We start from the raw sequence: 13,707 nt of genomic DNA, 5'->3' as shown, positions 1-13,707 counted from the left end.
TGATGTCTGTACCTGCTCCTCCCCGTCCCACCGGCAAGAACCGGAAGGCGAAGACCGTCCCACAGGTAGGCGGAAGGTCGCATTGATAAAACTGCCCTCTGCAGGTAGGACGCAATCTTGCGATAATGGCATCGGCAGCAGCAACGGCTGGTCGCAGCCGAGCCAGCTGCCTTTGTCCAGTTGATGAAAGCAAGCGCGCTATGACCGAACCGACGCGGGCAGTAGGCGTCCGGCACCCGGTCGGACAGGACCGGCGACGGGTCGAGATGGCCTCCGACACACTGCGGATGCTCGCCGAACCAACGCGGCTGCAGCTGCTCTTGGCGCTGACCGCCGGACCGGCCACGGTCTCGGAGCTGATCGAGGCCACCGGAGCCGGCCGAACCACTGTGAGCCAGCATCTGGCTAAGCTGCGCCGGAGCGGCTTTATCGATGCCCGCAAAGTCGGTCGCAATGTTATCTACTCCATTCAAGACCGACACCTGAACCGGCTGATTGAGGAAGTCCTGATCTACACCGGCACCCGCCTCGCAGTCGAGTCTGAAGGTGATTGACTGGCTCCCTGGCTCACGCGCTTTCAGACTTTTGCCCCGGATAGCAGTCCCCGTGAGAGTCAGTCAGAACCTCGTCTTGCGGTCTGTTGACTTATGGTTTGGAGGGGAGCAAAATTCTGATCATATCCGATAGGTGCGCCGGCGCTGTCGTGTTTCTTTGGTAGCCACGCACCGCGCAAACCTCTCGTCCGGGCCTTTTGCTGGTAGTGCCGGAGCAGCCATTGCCACCGCCCTTATCCTGACGCGACGCGGACGACGCTGAAGGAGGCGCTGTCCATGAACGCGATGAGTGGCTCTTCGGGTGCCATCACCTTCCTCAACGCCCATGAGGCGGCGACCCTCGATGTGCTGGCGGGGTTGATAATTCCCGGTTCGGAGGATGATCCCGGGGCCCGCGAGGCGGGAGCTGTCACGTACATTGACCGGGCCCTGGCCGGCCCCTACCGGCACCTGCAGCGGTTGTACCGTGCTGGCCTTGCCACTCTCGATAGCACCTGCCGTGAGCGACAGGGCCACAGGTTCATTGATCTTGACGAAGGCGAGCAGAACTCCGTCCTGGAGCGGCTTGCCCAGGGTGGGCTGGATACTGCCGTTGCCGCCGAACGTTCGGAGGCTGCGGGTGAGGAGATGTCCGGCATCGGATTTCTGCCATATTTCTTTGCGGTCGTGCGGCAGCACGTGGTCGAGGGCACGTTCGGGGATCCGGCGTACGGGGGTAACAGGAACGCCGTCGGATGGCGCCTGCTGGGCTTCCCCGGAGCCCATTGGGGTTACGGCGAGGAGGAGATGCGATACGGGTTTGATGCCTCCGCACTCCCGATCGTAACCCTCCAGGATCTGCGGAACGAGCGAGAGCAGCGGAAGGGAGAGCCTGATCGTGGCTGAGCATGCTGACATAGTGATCGTCGGTCTGGGAGCTGCCGGCGGAGTGCTGGCGAATGAGATGGCGCAGGCCGGAATGCGCGTCGTCGCCCTGGAAAAGGGTCCGCGCTATGCGGATGAGGATGTCGAGGTCAAGCACGACGAGCTGCGGTACTTCGTCCGTCAGGAAATTTCCCCTCATATGGCCAGCGATCCCATCACCTGGCGGCCTAACGCGGACACGACCGGAAAAGTCCTGCCGTGGTCCTCAGGGCCGCTTGCGCTCGGACCTCTGTTCGTCCCTCCGTCCATCGGAGTGGGCGGTGGAACTATCCACTGGGCGGCCTGGGCCTGGCGGTTCCGGGACGCCGAGCTTCGCCTCCGGTCAACGCTGATCGAGCGTCTCGGAAAGGACTCCGTGGCGGATACGGCCATCGTCGATTGGCCGATGGGGTATGACGAGCTGGAACCGTACTACGAGCGTGCCGAGTACGAGATCGGAGTGGCCGGTAAGGCCGGCAACCTCAATGGGGAGATTCAAGACGGGGGCAACCCATTCGAACCACCACGAAGGCGGGAGTATCCGATGCCGCCGCTGCGTATGACGGCCGGGGACAGACCGTTCTCCGAAGCAGCAAAGCGGCTCGGCCTACACCCGTTCCCCGCCCCGGCCGCGGTGAACTCGGTGGAGTACCAGGGGCGAAGCGCCTGCGTGTACTGCGGTTTTTGCAGGGACTACCCCTGCCACGTCCGTGCCAAGTCCAGCAGCGCAGTGGCGCTCCTTCCCAGGGCCCTGGAGACCGGGAACCTCGACATCCGCCCTTATTCGCGGGTCTTCGAGGTGAAGCGGGACGCGGCCGGACGGGCCGCCGGGGTCCGTTACTTGGACCTTGTTCGGGAAGAGGAACGTGAGATCGACGCCGGGTACGTGGTCCTGTCGGCGTACGCGCTAGAGAACACGCGGCTCCTGCTGGCTTCGGGCATCGACGGGAACGGCATCGTCGGCAAGTACTTTATGACGCACAACTACGGCTGGTTCACGGGAACGCTGCCAGACTGGAGCAACCCGTTCGCTGGTCCCGCAGTTGCGACCAGCGTCGTGGATGACTACACCTCGGAGCTCGTCACGGGGGACGGCGCGGTCTGGGGCAGCCCCATCATTGGCTTTGGCGGGGACGTCCAGCCGGTGGAAGCCACCAGGAACATGCCCGATTCCGCGCCTAAATTCGGGCCGGGGTTCAAAGACTGGATGCGGGACAATTACCGCCGCACCTTCAGCATGTACCATCAAACCGCTACGTTCCCGCGCGAGGAATTCTTCTGCGACCTCGATCCGAAGGTCAAGGATGCCTACGGTCAGCCCGCGCTGCGTATCACCCATGACTGGACGGCCCGAGATCAACAGGACGTGGAGTTCATGCAGGGCAAGAAGCGCGAGATCGCCCGCGAAATGGGAATGCGCGGGTGGTGGGAGGCGCCGAGCGCCCCGCCGTACCACGTCTCGACCCACGAGGTGGGGACTCATCGCATGGGTGATGACCCGAGTACCTCGGTGGTGGACCGTTACGGCCAGTGCCACACAGTGCCCAACCTGTACGTCCTGGGCGGGGGACAGTTCCCCACCTACGGCGCCTACAACCCCACCCTGACGATCTACGCCCTGGCCTACCTTGCAGCCGATCACCTTCGCGCGGAGGCCGGAGCGAAGGCCGCAGGGGAAGTACGTAGCAGCTGACCGGAGAGGTGCAAGGCAGTGCCAGTCGTACAGGTCCACATGCGGGCAGGCCGCTCGGTCGAGGAGAAGCGCCGGCTCATCGAGGCGATAACCGACGCCGTGACTGGGGTCCTGGGCTCAAAGCGGCAAAGAGTGGTGGTCATCCTTGATGAGATCGACCCGGAAAGCTGGGGACAGGGCGGCCAGCTTTTGGCTGACGAACTATCAAATCCGGAGAAGGCATAACAGATGCTACTTATGGCCTGGGTATCGGGAAACTATTCACCGGCGTTATCCCCTCTGAGAGGTGACGCGGGAAGTGTCGTGAGATGACTGCCGAATCGGTGGCTTCGCTGCTCACGACGTTCAGCCACGCCACCCTTTATGACCTTGAGCAGCCCCGCTACGCAGGAGCCCCGATCTTCGCTGCACACCGTCCCGGCTTCGTATACACGCTCCACCGCAGGCACGAACCCGGAACAGGTGAACCCAGGACCAGCGCCTCGGGCCTGATCATCGCCGCTGAACACTCCGGGACACACATTGATGCCCTCTGCCACCAGGCTCTGGGCCTGCAGATGTTCGGCGGACGCCAAGTGGATGCGCAGGTGCAGACTCCGGCAGGTTTCGGCGAACTCGGGGTGGAAACCATCGCACCCATGGTCACCCGGGGAGTCCTCATCGATGTCCCCCGGTACCGGGGAGTGGACCGGCTCCCGGAAGGCACCACCGTGGGGGCGGATGAGCTGGAGGCAGCCGCCTCCGTCCAGCATGTCTCGGTAGGAGCAGGTGATGTCGTCCTCGTACGAACCGGAGACGGATCACAGTGGCAAGACCCCGAGGCATACCTCCGGGGCTCGGGTATCTCCGCTGAAGCGTCCGAGTGGCTCGCCGGACAGCGCGTGCAGGCAGTAGGAGCCGACAACGTAGCCTGGGACTCCACCCAGCCAGATCCCCAGCGCGGGAGCCTCCCCGGCCACGTGGTCCTCATAGTCCAAAACGGAATCTACATTCTTGAAAACCTCCAGCTCGAAGGGCTTGCCGCATCCGGGCACCAGGAGTTCCTCTTCGTGTGCCTCCCGCTGAAAATGGTCGGCGTGACAGGATCCCCGGTCCGCCCCCTGGCGGTGGTGCCAGCATGAGACCCGGATCTCCATCCAACCAACAACAGCACGGTGACAGCCTGACCTGAGAGGAGAAGGCAAAATGGCAACGGAACAGCCGGCCGGCGGGCCGGAGCGGGCAACTCCCAGGAACCGAGGCCGCGTTCCGGCAACCGCGGTCGGGGCGCTCATTTTCCTGTGGCTGGTCTACGCAATGAACGCCAATACCCGCCAAATCTTCTACTATGTGCTGCCACCGATGGTTGAAGAGTTCGAGCTGTCGCCGGAGGAGGCAGGCATCGTCAGCACAATCGTGACCGTGGCCACGGCAGCGCTGGCAATTCCGGCCGGCGCCTGGTTCGACCGGGGCGGGCACGGCTGGGCACGCAAGTACCGCAACGCAATCGTGGCGGCCGGGTATTTCCTGTTCTCCATACTCACCGGCATTGCCGCGCTGACGAAGACGATCTGGAACGTCGTCGTGATCCAGTCGATCAAAAATGCCTTCGGCGGCGCCGGCGAAGCGGTCGAAGTGACTGCAATGGTCGAGTGGTACCCGGTGGAGAAGCGGGGTCTGGCACTCGGGATACAGCACGCCGCCTATCCATGGGGAACGGGTCTCGGCGCCATCGCTACGGGGGCAATCCTGGCAACCTTCGGCCCCGAGAACTGGCGCTACGTCTTCCTGATCATCCCGCTGGCGATGATCCCCATCTGGATTAGCTGGTGGTGGTACAGCTCCCCGAAACGCTACCGGAAGTTCGAAGAGGAAACAGAGGCGGCAGGGCTAACGAAGCCTCTCGCCGCTGGAGCCGGCGGCGCAGAGCAGCAGCACGCCCAACCCGGTGCCTTGCGCCGAAGCCTGGCTAATCCGAACATCCTGGTTCCGGCGCTGGCATCCATGTTCGGGATCATGATTTACACCGGGATCAGCTTCTGGCTGCCCGCATATATCGCCTTCGTGGGCGGCTTCAGCTTCGCGGAAGCCGCCGCCTACAGCGCCGTGTTCACCATCACCGGCGGGATTGGCCAGATCTTCTGGGGCATTGTCTCCGACTACATCGGACGAAAGATCAGTCTGATCATCGCGTTCACATGGCTGGCACTCGGCCTCTACCTGCTGCGGTTCTCTGCGGTGAGTTTGACCGTGCTGATTGTGGTCCAGCTCATCGCGGGCCTGGCCACGAATGCCATCTTCCCTGTCCTCTACGCCTTCGGCTCGGACTCCGCAGAGAGAGGCGCGGTAGGGACTGCGAACTCGATCCTCCTGTTCTTCCTTTACCTTGGAGGTGTCTCCCCCCTCGTCATCGGATGGCTGATCGGACTTGGAGGAGGATTCGCAAATGAAACGGGATACTTCTACGCCCTCTACTTCCTCGTGGCTGTTTCGCTCATCTCTGCAATCCTCATCGCGCTGTTCACCCGCGAAACGGTAGGGCGCTTCAAGGACCGTGACCGCGCCCTGGTCTCCCGCGAACGGACTAATGTGCGGCCGGGACTTCCCCAAGAGTGAGGCCCTTACCTGCCGCCCCCGGGCTGAGGCCCATGTCATTGATCTGATCCGATGAACAAGGAGGAGAAACCGATGGGAATGAGTTACGAGCAGGCACGTCAGGCATTGGACGCGGCACTGGCCAAGGCCAGGGAGATTGGCTCTCCCTCCAGCGTGGCCATCGTCGACGCAGGACGTGAGCTCCTGGCCTTCGCGCGACAGGACGATGCACTCCTGGCCAGCACCGAGATTTCGGCGGGGAAGGCCTACACCGCTTGTTCGATGAGGATGGCAACCAAAGACATCGGGCCGTTGACCCAGCCGGGCCAGCCTCTATACGGCCTAGAGCACACACACCAGCGTCCCCTCATTACCTTCGGAGGCGGACGGCCCTTGGAAATCGGCGGTGAGATTGTTGGGGCCGTTGGAGTCGCCGGCGGCACCGTGGATCAAGACGACGAGATAGCGGCCGCCGCGGCCGCAGCGTTCAGCCAGCAGCCTTAGGAGGACTGGATGCAGCTCGAAGGAAAAAGGGCGATCATCACCGGTGCCGCTACGGGCATCGGGGCAGTCACCGCCCAGATGTTCGCCCGGGAAGGTGCGGCGGTTATCGTAGCGGATATCAACCAGGAGAACGGTCAACGCACCGTCGAGGAGATCCGTAACCAGGGCGGCGCAGCGCACTTCATCCAGACCGACGTGACTAAGGAGAGCGACGTCGAGGCGCTCATCCAGCAGGGAGTAGAGGCACTGGGCGGCCTTGACATCCTATTCAATAACGCAGGAGCACAGCGCTCGGGCCCGATAACCGAGTTCGATCAGACCCAATGGGACCTGCTCATGGCAGTAAACCCCCGTTCTTGCTTCTTCGGAATCAAGCATGCCGTCCCTGTCCTTCGCGCCCAGGGCGGCGGTTCCATCATCAACATGGCTTCCCTGGCCGCCGTGAAGGGAGGCGCGGGCCTGACCGCATACGCCGCGTCAAAAGGTGCCATCGTGGCCTTCACCAAGGCATTGGCCCCGGAGCTTGCCCCGCACGGGATCAGGGTCAACTGCGTATGCCCCGGATGGATAGACACCCCATTCAACAGGCCCGCGATCGATTACATGGGCGGGCCGGAGGAACAGGAACGCGTCGTCAAAAAAATCGTCCCGATGGGCCGGCAAGGAAAGCCTGAGGAAATCGCGCCGATAGTCGTATACCTCGCCTCGGAAGGCTCTTCCTATATGACCGGCCAGGCGCTCGTGGTGGACGGGGGCGTGTACTAGCGTCAAGCAGCTACCGACCGGCTTCAGAAGGTCCAGCATTAGAGCACCGTGATGCTGCACATCAGTGGTTGGAATGATGGGTGCGGGAAGTCCCGGTCAAACATGAACCTGCCGAGGGAGAGCAGATGAGCGAATCACGGATTGCCGAGGCGATTGCATCCGTCAAGGCCTACCTGACTGCCCACCCTGACGAGGCCCGCTACCGGGACTCGGCTGCGTCCGCCGTCGTAGAGGACGGCCTCCGGGTCCGCGTAACCGGAGTCGACGGTGCATCGCTCGTCACGGACATGGTGGCGGGGGTCGGTGGAACGGCATCGGCGCCGTCGCCGGGTTGGCTTTTCCGTGCAGCTTACGCGTCGTGCACCGCCACCTTGATCGTGATGCGCGCCGCCGAACAGGGGGTGGCTTTGTCAGGTTTGAAGGTTGACGTGGACAGCGAGTCTGATGACCGGGGGATCCTCGGGATTACGGAGGAAGTCCCTGCTGGTCCTGCCAGCATGAAAGTCATAGTTCATGCAGCCTCGGACGATGACGAAGGAGCGGTCCGGGAAGTTATCACGTGGGGGCTCAACCATTGCCCTGTGGACGATGCGGTTCGGCGCCATGTTCCGGTTGAGCTCGAGGTCCAAATAACCGAAGTCTAGAAGGAAGGTGCCCCTTTCCTAGGCATTCCTCCTTCCTGTTCTGCCGCATAAATATGGTAAGCACACTTGGTATCTGTGGGGCTAGGGGGATTCTCCTCCCGCCGTCGATTATTTTCGGTTGGACTCCATTTAGCAGCTAACGACGCTTGGTGTTCACGCTGTTGGAACCGGTGCGACCTTGGCCGTTCTTTTGTAGCCGGAAGTCTCATAAGGCATGGCAGCCTGGAGTCCCGTCGCTGGACTGCAAACATCCCTGCTGTTACAAGGAGTACTCCGTCAACGCCACCAACTACGTCCGGTTCAGCGTCGCAGGCAGCTCGGACGGTGCCGAGGTCCTGAGCTGGGAAAAGGCCCCCTTCAGCTCGTAAAGCCGGCACGTCAGTAAGGTAACGACGGCGGGCGCCCACCCGCCGTCGTTCGGGGTCTGGACACGGGCGGCGGCCGGATTTATGGTGCAAATGTGGCGGCTGCCTGACTGGCAGGAAGGCAAATGCTGCCAGTCCGCTGTTGCTGCCGCCCGTCAGAAGGAGGAAGCAGATGGAACACGTCGAAGAGACCGTGGAAGTCGATGTCCCGGTGCGGACCGCGTACAACCAGTGGACCCAGTTCGAATCCTTTCCGCAGTTCATGTCCGGTGTGGAATCCGTAACCCAGCTGACCGACAGGACGAACCACTGGGTCACCAAGGTGGGTGGTGTCAAACGGGAATTTGATACCGAAATCGTTGACCAGGAACCCGACGACCGGATCGCCTGGCGCAGCACCGACGGCAAGTCCCACGCCGGCATCATCAGGTTCACGCCGGTGGATGCCAACCACACCAAGGTCAGGGTCCACTTCGAATGGGCCCCGGAGACCGTCACCGAAAAAGCTGGCGCGGCACTGAAGATCGACGAGATGCAGGTGAAGGCCGACATGCGCAAGTTCAAGGCCTTCATTGAGTCGCGCGGCACCGAAACCGGTGGCTGGCGCGGCGAAGTCAAGGACACCGGCCCCACCGGGCAGTTCTAGGAGTGCCGGCGGGACCAAGTGGGGAAGCAATGCCCCACAAACAGGAAGCGGACGACGGCGGGTGCCCACCCGCCGTCGTCCGTTTTTCTTTTGTCCTGGTTGCCTTCGAGGCAATCCCAGCCACAGGTCACACCTGCGGGACGCACTCACCGGTCCCAGCGCCCCTTGTTCCCCCAAACCATCTCCTTCGATGGTCCGCTCAGCATAGTGGCCCTTCGTCACAGCCGCGAGGAAAGTGTCATAACGCCAAACGCACCGTCGCCGCCCCGGCAGGGCTTTTCCGTGGGACGATAGCACCAGCGGGCCGCTGGGTGGCCGTGCATGACGATGAATGGCCGGGGGCATCATGGCACTTGATTCGAACTGGACTGCGACGGGAAGGCCTGCGCTTGACATGGCAGCCGTAAAGGCTCCCGGCGTGCCGGACGATCCCCAGGCATCAATGACGGTGCTGGTGGCCGACGACGATGCAGGATCGCTGCTGGTGGCCAAGGCCGCCGTCGAGAAGTACGGGCACCAATGCATCGTGGCCGCGGATGGCGCGACGGCATGGCAGCTGTTCCAGGAGTGGCGCCCGCAGGTGGTAGTCAGCGACCTGGTGATGCCGGGGCTCAACGGGTTTGACCTCTGCCGCGCCATCCGGGCCTCGGAAGCAAGTTCCTACACGTACGTGGTGCTGCTGACCTCCCATGGCGCGCAGGAGGACGTGCTGGAAGGAATGCGGGCCGGAGCGGACGACTACATCAGCAAGCCGCTGGACCCCTTCGTCCTTCACACGCGCCTGCTGGCCGCCCGGCGTGTGACAGCAGTCCACCATGCCCTGGCCGACGCGCTGGATGAGGCCAAGGATAGCAATGAACGGCTCGCTGAATTCACCGGGCGGGTCAGCCATGACCTTCGAAATCCGCTCACGTCCATCCTGGGCTATGTCGAGCTGGGTGCCACGGACGCAGAATCCGGCCACACCGAGGAGGCGGCCGAGTACCTGGAAATCGTGGGTGGCAGCGCGCGTCGGATGCTGTCCATGGTCGAGGAGCTGCTGGCATTCGCTTCCATCGGCGGTTCGCTGTCCAGGGCCCGGCTTTCGCTGGCCAACCTCGTGGAGGAAGTCACCCAGGACCTGCGGCTGGGCCTGCGGGAAGCCGATGCCGTGGTGCACTGTGAGGATTTCGCTTTCGACGCTGACGAAAGCCAGCTGCGCGTGGCCCTGCAGAACCTGATCCAGAACGCCGTGGCCTACCGCCGTCCCGAAGTTCCCCCGGTCATCACCGTCACGGGCCACGCCGCTGGAGCGGGCGTCGCAGTGCGGGTACAGGACAACGGCAAGGGCATCGACGCCGGGGATCGGCGCAAGGTGGTTGAACCGCTGGTCCGCCTGCACCGCGACGGCGATCCGGCCGGCACGGGGCTGGGCCTGGCCACCTGCGCCCGGATCGCCGCCGCCCACGGGGGAAGGCTGGAGATTTCTCCCAGCCCCGTCGGCGGGACCACCGTCAGCATCTACCTCGGATCGCCGTAGGGCGCACCTTTCCACCCGCCAGCGATAAAGGGGAACGGACGACGGCGGGAGGTCCCGCCGTCGTCCGCCCCGGCTTAGGCGCCTGCCACCACTGGCACCAAGCTGCTGTCCGCCGCGGTGCCGGCGAGCTGCGGCGCCCAGCCGTCCGTACTTTGCAGATAGCTCCGAACCGTGTAGTTGCCCGCCTCGCCTGCGGGCAGCTGCGGGCGGTCGGCGGTCACCTGCGCGCCGGGGCCGTTGTTGTTGTATTCGTGGAACCGCGCCTCCCGCCAGGAGAAGCCGCTCATGTCCGTCCACGGCGTCCCCGAAATGTGGGCGCCGAGCCAGGAGTCCCTGACCAGGACCTGGGCGACCGCGCGGGGATCGCCGCCGGGGTGCCACGGCCTGCCCAGGTGGACGCTGTTGGCTCCAGCATCCGAGACCAGCCGGCACTGGTCAAAGAGGTAGCCGTACTTGATGGACAGGTCCTGGCTTCCCGCCGTGACGTACCCGTTGTTCGTCGCCGAACCGCGGTCCAAAGACTTGATCTCGCAGCCGCTGAAAACGGCAGTGCCGCGCCCGAAGATGAAGTCCACGTCCCCTTCCACATAGCACTTGTCGAAGTAGAAGCGGGCCGGGACCCCCGTGCCCGGCGAATTGACCAGCAGGGTGTCCTGGTTGCCCAGCATCCTGACGTTGGACAGCACGGACCGGTCGGCCGTGATGTGCAGCGCCACCGCTTGCCGGTCCTTCATGCCCATGTTGGCGGCCTCGTCGAAATCGTTGCTGATGGTCAGGTTCCGGGCCTCGAAGTCGGGGCCATCGATCCGGACCGAGGCACTGCCGGAGGTGCCGTAATTTCCCGTGCCGTCCGGCTTGGGTGTGCCGGAGGCGTTGTTGAAGACCAGCACCACGTCCTCCGGTCTGCCGCCCTGCCCGATGAACGAGATCCGCGGCTTGCTGCTGGGCACCCGGATCATCTCCCGGTAGGTGCCGGGATGGATTCGGATCACGGTCCGCTGGGTGCTGTTGGACGGAACGGAGTCGACGGCGGCCTGCACGGTCGCGAAGGTCCGGCCCGGTCCGACGTCGAGTGTCACCGGGAGGTCGACCGGGCGTTCAGCAGGCCAGTACATGCCGAGCAGGGGGTCCGTGCCGGCGTCGATGTTCAGGAAGTAGCCCGGCGGGACGATCTGCTTGGCCTGGAGTTCGCGGGCTACCAGCTTGGCAACGGCCAGGGCGCCGGCGGCCTGGAAGTGCGTGTTGTCCTCCGAGCCTTGCGGATACTGCGGGTGCTTGCCCGGAGCCAGGAAGAGGAAGTGTTCCTTGGTGCCCTCCGGTCCCAGCTGCTGCCACAGCTGCTTGGAGGAAGCCGTCAGGTCCACCAGCGGGGTACCGGTGGAGGCAGCGAGTTCCCGCACGGCTTGCGGGTAGGCACCGTGCGAATCCTGGGCGGTTCCAAAGGAATCGAAACGGCGGCGTTCCACGCTGGTGACCAGCACGGGCTTGCCCCCGCGGGCCCTGGCACCGTCGATGTACCGGCTCAGATACTCCTTGTAGGAGGTGTCCGGGAGCGTGCCCCGCGCCGGGTCCGCCACCTTTTCGTCGTTGTGGCCGAAGGAGATCAGCAGATAGTCGCCCGGCTGCATCAGCGCCAGCACCCGGTCCAGCAGGCCGGCGTCCGCAAAGCTCTTCGAGGAGGCGCCGGACCAGGCGTAGTCGAAGACGGTGGCCTGCGGCCCCAGCAGGAGCGGCAGCGCCTGCCCCCATCCGGCGCGGGGCCGCTCGGACTGCTGGTACGCCGACGACGTCGAGTCCCCGACCACGAAGATCACCGGCCTGGTGCGGGGTTTGGTTGGATCCGTGTTCGCTTTGGCGATTGCGCCGGCCACGCCCGTGCCGGAGAGGGCCATAACCCCTGCGGTCAGCCCCAGGGAGGTGAGGACAGCCCGCCGGGTGGGCAGAATCGCGGCCATCAGTGTCCTCCTCCTGCGGTGAAGACCGGTCCGGTGTTGTTCTGGAGCAGGGCCGGGACGGCCTGCGCCGGGTGGACCTGCGTACGCAGAGTCGGGGTCCAGGATGTGTCTTCCGCCAGCTGGTCCGCGGGCGCGGCAGCGGCGTTGTAGGCGGCGCGAAGGTCGGTGATCTTCCCGTTGACGGCGTTGCCTACTGTAGTGATCGCGGTTCCCTTGAAGCGGGTGATGAGGTCCGCTGTCTCCACGCCGGCCGGCAACGTGAACGCGTTGGCCTCCGCGTACAGGTGGGAATCGAACCCGGCGCCGAAGGTGTAACCGTAGGGGACGGTGCTGTCCGCGTTCACCTTGAAGTGGTTGTTGTAGACGTCCACCTGGCCGAAGCGGACCCGCGGGGCGCGCTGGCCCACATTTTCGAAGACGTTGTGGTGGATGGTGACCCGCAGCTTGCCCGGGTCGCCGCGTCCGGGTGAATCGGTGGAGCCGATCAGGAGCAGCTTGTCATGGTCCGCGAAACGGTTGTAGGACATGGTCACCAGGTCCGAGCCGTTGGTGACGTCCACCGCGCCGTCATGCACCTGGTAGGGGCGGCCGAAGTAGAGCGGCTGGGAGCTGTCCAGGTTGGGGGCGTCGGTGAATTCGGAGTGGTCGATCCAGACATTGGTGGCTCTGTTGACCACTTGGAGCATGTCGTATTCGCTGTTCCAGTTGCCTTCGGCGCCGTCGGTCGGATCCCAGGACGGGAAGCAGTCGTGGGCATCCCTTACCGTGAGGTTGCGGACGATCACGTTGCTGGCGCCGTTGATCCGCAGTGCTGCGCCGGTGATGGTGCTCTCCGGGGTGGCGCCGACGATGGTGGTGTTGCTGGGAATGTCGATGCGGATGTTCAGGGCCTGCTTAGTGGCGGCTGCCTTCCGGGCGGTTTCCTGCGCGCCGACGGGACCCTGGCTGCGCCCGTAAGTGGCGGGGTCGTAATCCTGAAGGTACTGCTGCAGGCTGTAGCCGGTGCCTTCGGCGTAGTTCTCACAGGTCATGGCGGAACCGTCGGGTGCCGTGTTGGCATCAATAGTTCCGTGGACCCGCACGATTTTCGGGGCGGTTCCGGTGGCCGCGAGTGCGGCCTGAAGCTCTGCTTTGGTGGAGACGTCATAGACGTTGGCGTCCGTTGCCGCGGAACCTCCGGTGGTGCCAGTTCCGGCAGATGCCCAGCCGTTCCCCTCGGCGAGAACCTGGCGCTCCAGCGGCGTCTGTGCCGTCTGGGCTGCGGGGTCGGACGCCGAATTGGGCGACGCTCCGGCCGGAGCCGAGACCATCAGTGCTGCAGCTACTGCCACGGCTGCGGACATGGATAAGGTGCTGCTTTTTCGCATGTTCTCTCTTCCGTCATTGGAATGAACTCGCGCCCCTGCCGGCGGCTGCTATGACGCCGGTTCTTGTTAGCGCTGACATGGACACTACCGAGAAACCGCTTTCTCGGCAATGCTCAAGGTGAACCGCTTGTGACCAAATGGGACCCCGTGGTTGCCATGCTGCGGGAGGAATGTCCGATAATCGGGATTAGGTCCGGTCTGTCTGCCGGCTCCTCTAC

At 64.0% G+C, this 13,707-nt stretch carries 12 protein-coding genes and 1 pseudogene; 11 read left to right on the top strand and 2 right to left on the bottom strand.

All coding sequences use genetic code 11. The annotated features are described in order from the left end of the window. Nucleotides 1-200: 200 nt before the first annotated feature. From AC5RU7_RS08015 to AC5RU7_RS07965, 11 genes and pseudogenes are all read left to right on the top strand, one after another. Nucleotides 201-554 carry an ArsR/SmtB family transcription factor gene (locus AC5RU7_RS08015; protein WP_494051818.1) on the top strand — a complete coding sequence of 118 codons (354 nt, stop codon included), beginning with the start codon at nt 201-203 and terminating at the stop codon, nt 552-554. Nucleotides 555-830: 276 nt separating this feature from the next. Beyond that, the gene (locus tag AC5RU7_RS08010) at nt 831-1,439 is read left to right on the top strand and encodes a gluconate 2-dehydrogenase subunit 3 family protein (RefSeq protein WP_494051817.1); all 609 of its coding nucleotides are present in this window, start codon (nt 831-833) and stop codon (nt 1,437-1,439) included. Further along, entirely contained in the window at nt 1,432-3,150 is a 1,719-nt protein-coding gene (locus AC5RU7_RS08005) for a GMC family oxidoreductase (protein WP_494051816.1), read from the top strand. Before AC5RU7_RS08010 ends, AC5RU7_RS08005 begins: the two co-directional genes overlap by 8 nt. 15 nt (nt 3,151-3,165) lie before the next feature. Then, nucleotides 3,166-3,375: pseudogene (locus tag AC5RU7_RS08000) on the top strand (tautomerase family protein); the annotation flags it as partial. An 83-nt stretch (nt 3,376-3,458) separates the two neighbouring features. Further along, the gene (locus AC5RU7_RS07995; protein WP_494051815.1) at nt 3,459-4,271 is read left to right on the top strand and encodes a cyclase family protein; all 813 of its coding nucleotides are present in this window, start codon (nt 3,459-3,461) and stop codon (nt 4,269-4,271) included. Between the two features lie 64 nt (nt 4,272-4,335). Next, nucleotides 4,336-5,745 (top strand): MFS transporter, encoded by a 1,410-nt coding sequence (locus AC5RU7_RS07990; RefSeq protein WP_494009557.1) that lies wholly within the window; start codon nt 4,336-4,338, stop codon nt 5,743-5,745. Nucleotides 5,746-5,817: 72 nt separating this feature from the next. Further along, nucleotides 5,818-6,228, top strand: a complete 411-nt coding sequence (locus tag AC5RU7_RS07985; protein ID WP_494051814.1) for a GlcG/HbpS family heme-binding protein — start codon at nt 5,818-5,820, stop codon at nt 6,226-6,228. Between the two features lie 9 nt (nt 6,229-6,237). Further along, a complete protein-coding gene (locus AC5RU7_RS07980) occupies nt 6,238-6,993 on the top strand; it encodes an SDR family NAD(P)-dependent oxidoreductase (RefSeq protein ID WP_494009555.1) in 756 nt (251 codons plus the stop codon). Between the two features lie 125 nt (nt 6,994-7,118). Continuing rightward, a complete protein-coding gene (locus tag AC5RU7_RS07975; RefSeq protein ID WP_494009554.1) occupies nt 7,119-7,637 on the top strand; it encodes an OsmC family protein in 519 nt (172 codons plus the stop codon). 537 nt (nt 7,638-8,174) lie between these two features. Beyond that, a complete protein-coding gene (locus AC5RU7_RS07970; RefSeq protein WP_494051813.1) occupies nt 8,175-8,648 on the top strand; it encodes an SRPBCC family protein in 474 nt (157 codons plus the stop codon). 394 nt (nt 8,649-9,042) lie between these two features. Beyond that, the gene (locus AC5RU7_RS07965; RefSeq protein WP_494051812.1) at nt 9,043-10,167 is read left to right on the top strand and encodes a response regulator; all 1,125 of its coding nucleotides are present in this window, start codon (nt 9,043-9,045) and stop codon (nt 10,165-10,167) included. Nucleotides 10,168-10,241: 74 nt separating this feature from the next. Here AC5RU7_RS07965 and AC5RU7_RS07960 read toward each other — a convergent pair whose 3' ends face one another. Together AC5RU7_RS07960 and AC5RU7_RS07955 are read right to left on the bottom strand one after the other, a co-directional pair. Next, nucleotides 10,242-12,122, bottom strand: a complete 1,881-nt coding sequence (locus AC5RU7_RS07960; protein WP_494051811.1) for a pectinesterase family protein — start codon at nt 12,120-12,122, stop codon at nt 10,242-10,244. Next, nucleotides 12,122-13,489, bottom strand: a complete 1,368-nt coding sequence (locus AC5RU7_RS07955; protein ID WP_494051810.1) for a pectate lyase family protein — start codon at nt 13,487-13,489, stop codon at nt 12,122-12,124. The genes AC5RU7_RS07960 and AC5RU7_RS07955 overlap by 1 nt, the downstream gene beginning before the upstream one ends. Nucleotides 13,490-13,707: the final 218 nt, after the last annotated feature.

The organism is Arthrobacter sp. K410C (assembly GCF_059090105.1).
The sequence above is the reverse complement of the archived record's forward strand: the minus strand, read 5'-3'. Positions and strand labels throughout refer to the sequence as shown.

Excerpts from the sequence above, each read along its gene's own strand:
- AC5RU7_RS08015 (WP_494051818.1), top strand. The coding sequence starts at position 201 with ATGACCGAACCGACGCGGGCAGTAGGCGTCCGGCACCCGGTCGGACAG.
- AC5RU7_RS08010 (WP_494051817.1), top strand. The coding sequence starts at position 831 with ATGAACGCGATGAGTGGCTCTTCGGGTGCCATCACCTTCCTCAACGCC.
- AC5RU7_RS07995 (WP_494051815.1), top strand. The coding sequence starts at position 3,459 with ATGACTGCCGAATCGGTGGCTTCGCTGCTCACGACGTTCAGCCACGCC.
- AC5RU7_RS07990 (WP_494009557.1), top strand. The coding sequence starts at position 4,336 with ATGGCAACGGAACAGCCGGCCGGCGGGCCGGAGCGGGCAACTCCCAGG.
- AC5RU7_RS07985 (WP_494051814.1), top strand. The coding sequence starts at position 5,818 with ATGGGAATGAGTTACGAGCAGGCACGTCAGGCATTGGACGCGGCACTG.
- AC5RU7_RS07980 (WP_494009555.1), top strand. The coding sequence starts at position 6,238 with ATGCAGCTCGAAGGAAAAAGGGCGATCATCACCGGTGCCGCTACGGGC.
- AC5RU7_RS07975 (WP_494009554.1), top strand. The coding sequence starts at position 7,119 with ATGAGCGAATCACGGATTGCCGAGGCGATTGCATCCGTCAAGGCCTAC.
- AC5RU7_RS07970 (WP_494051813.1), top strand. The coding sequence starts at position 8,175 with ATGGAACACGTCGAAGAGACCGTGGAAGTCGATGTCCCGGTGCGGACC.
- AC5RU7_RS07965 (WP_494051812.1), top strand. The coding sequence starts at position 9,043 with ATGGCAGCCGTAAAGGCTCCCGGCGTGCCGGACGATCCCCAGGCATCA.
- AC5RU7_RS07960 (WP_494051811.1), bottom strand. The coding sequence starts at position 12,122 with ATGGCCGCGATTCTGCCCACCCGGCGGGCTGTCCTCACCTCCCTGGGG.
- AC5RU7_RS07955 (WP_494051810.1), bottom strand. The coding sequence starts at position 13,489 with ATGCGAAAAAGCAGCACCTTATCCATGTCCGCAGCCGTGGCAGTAGCT.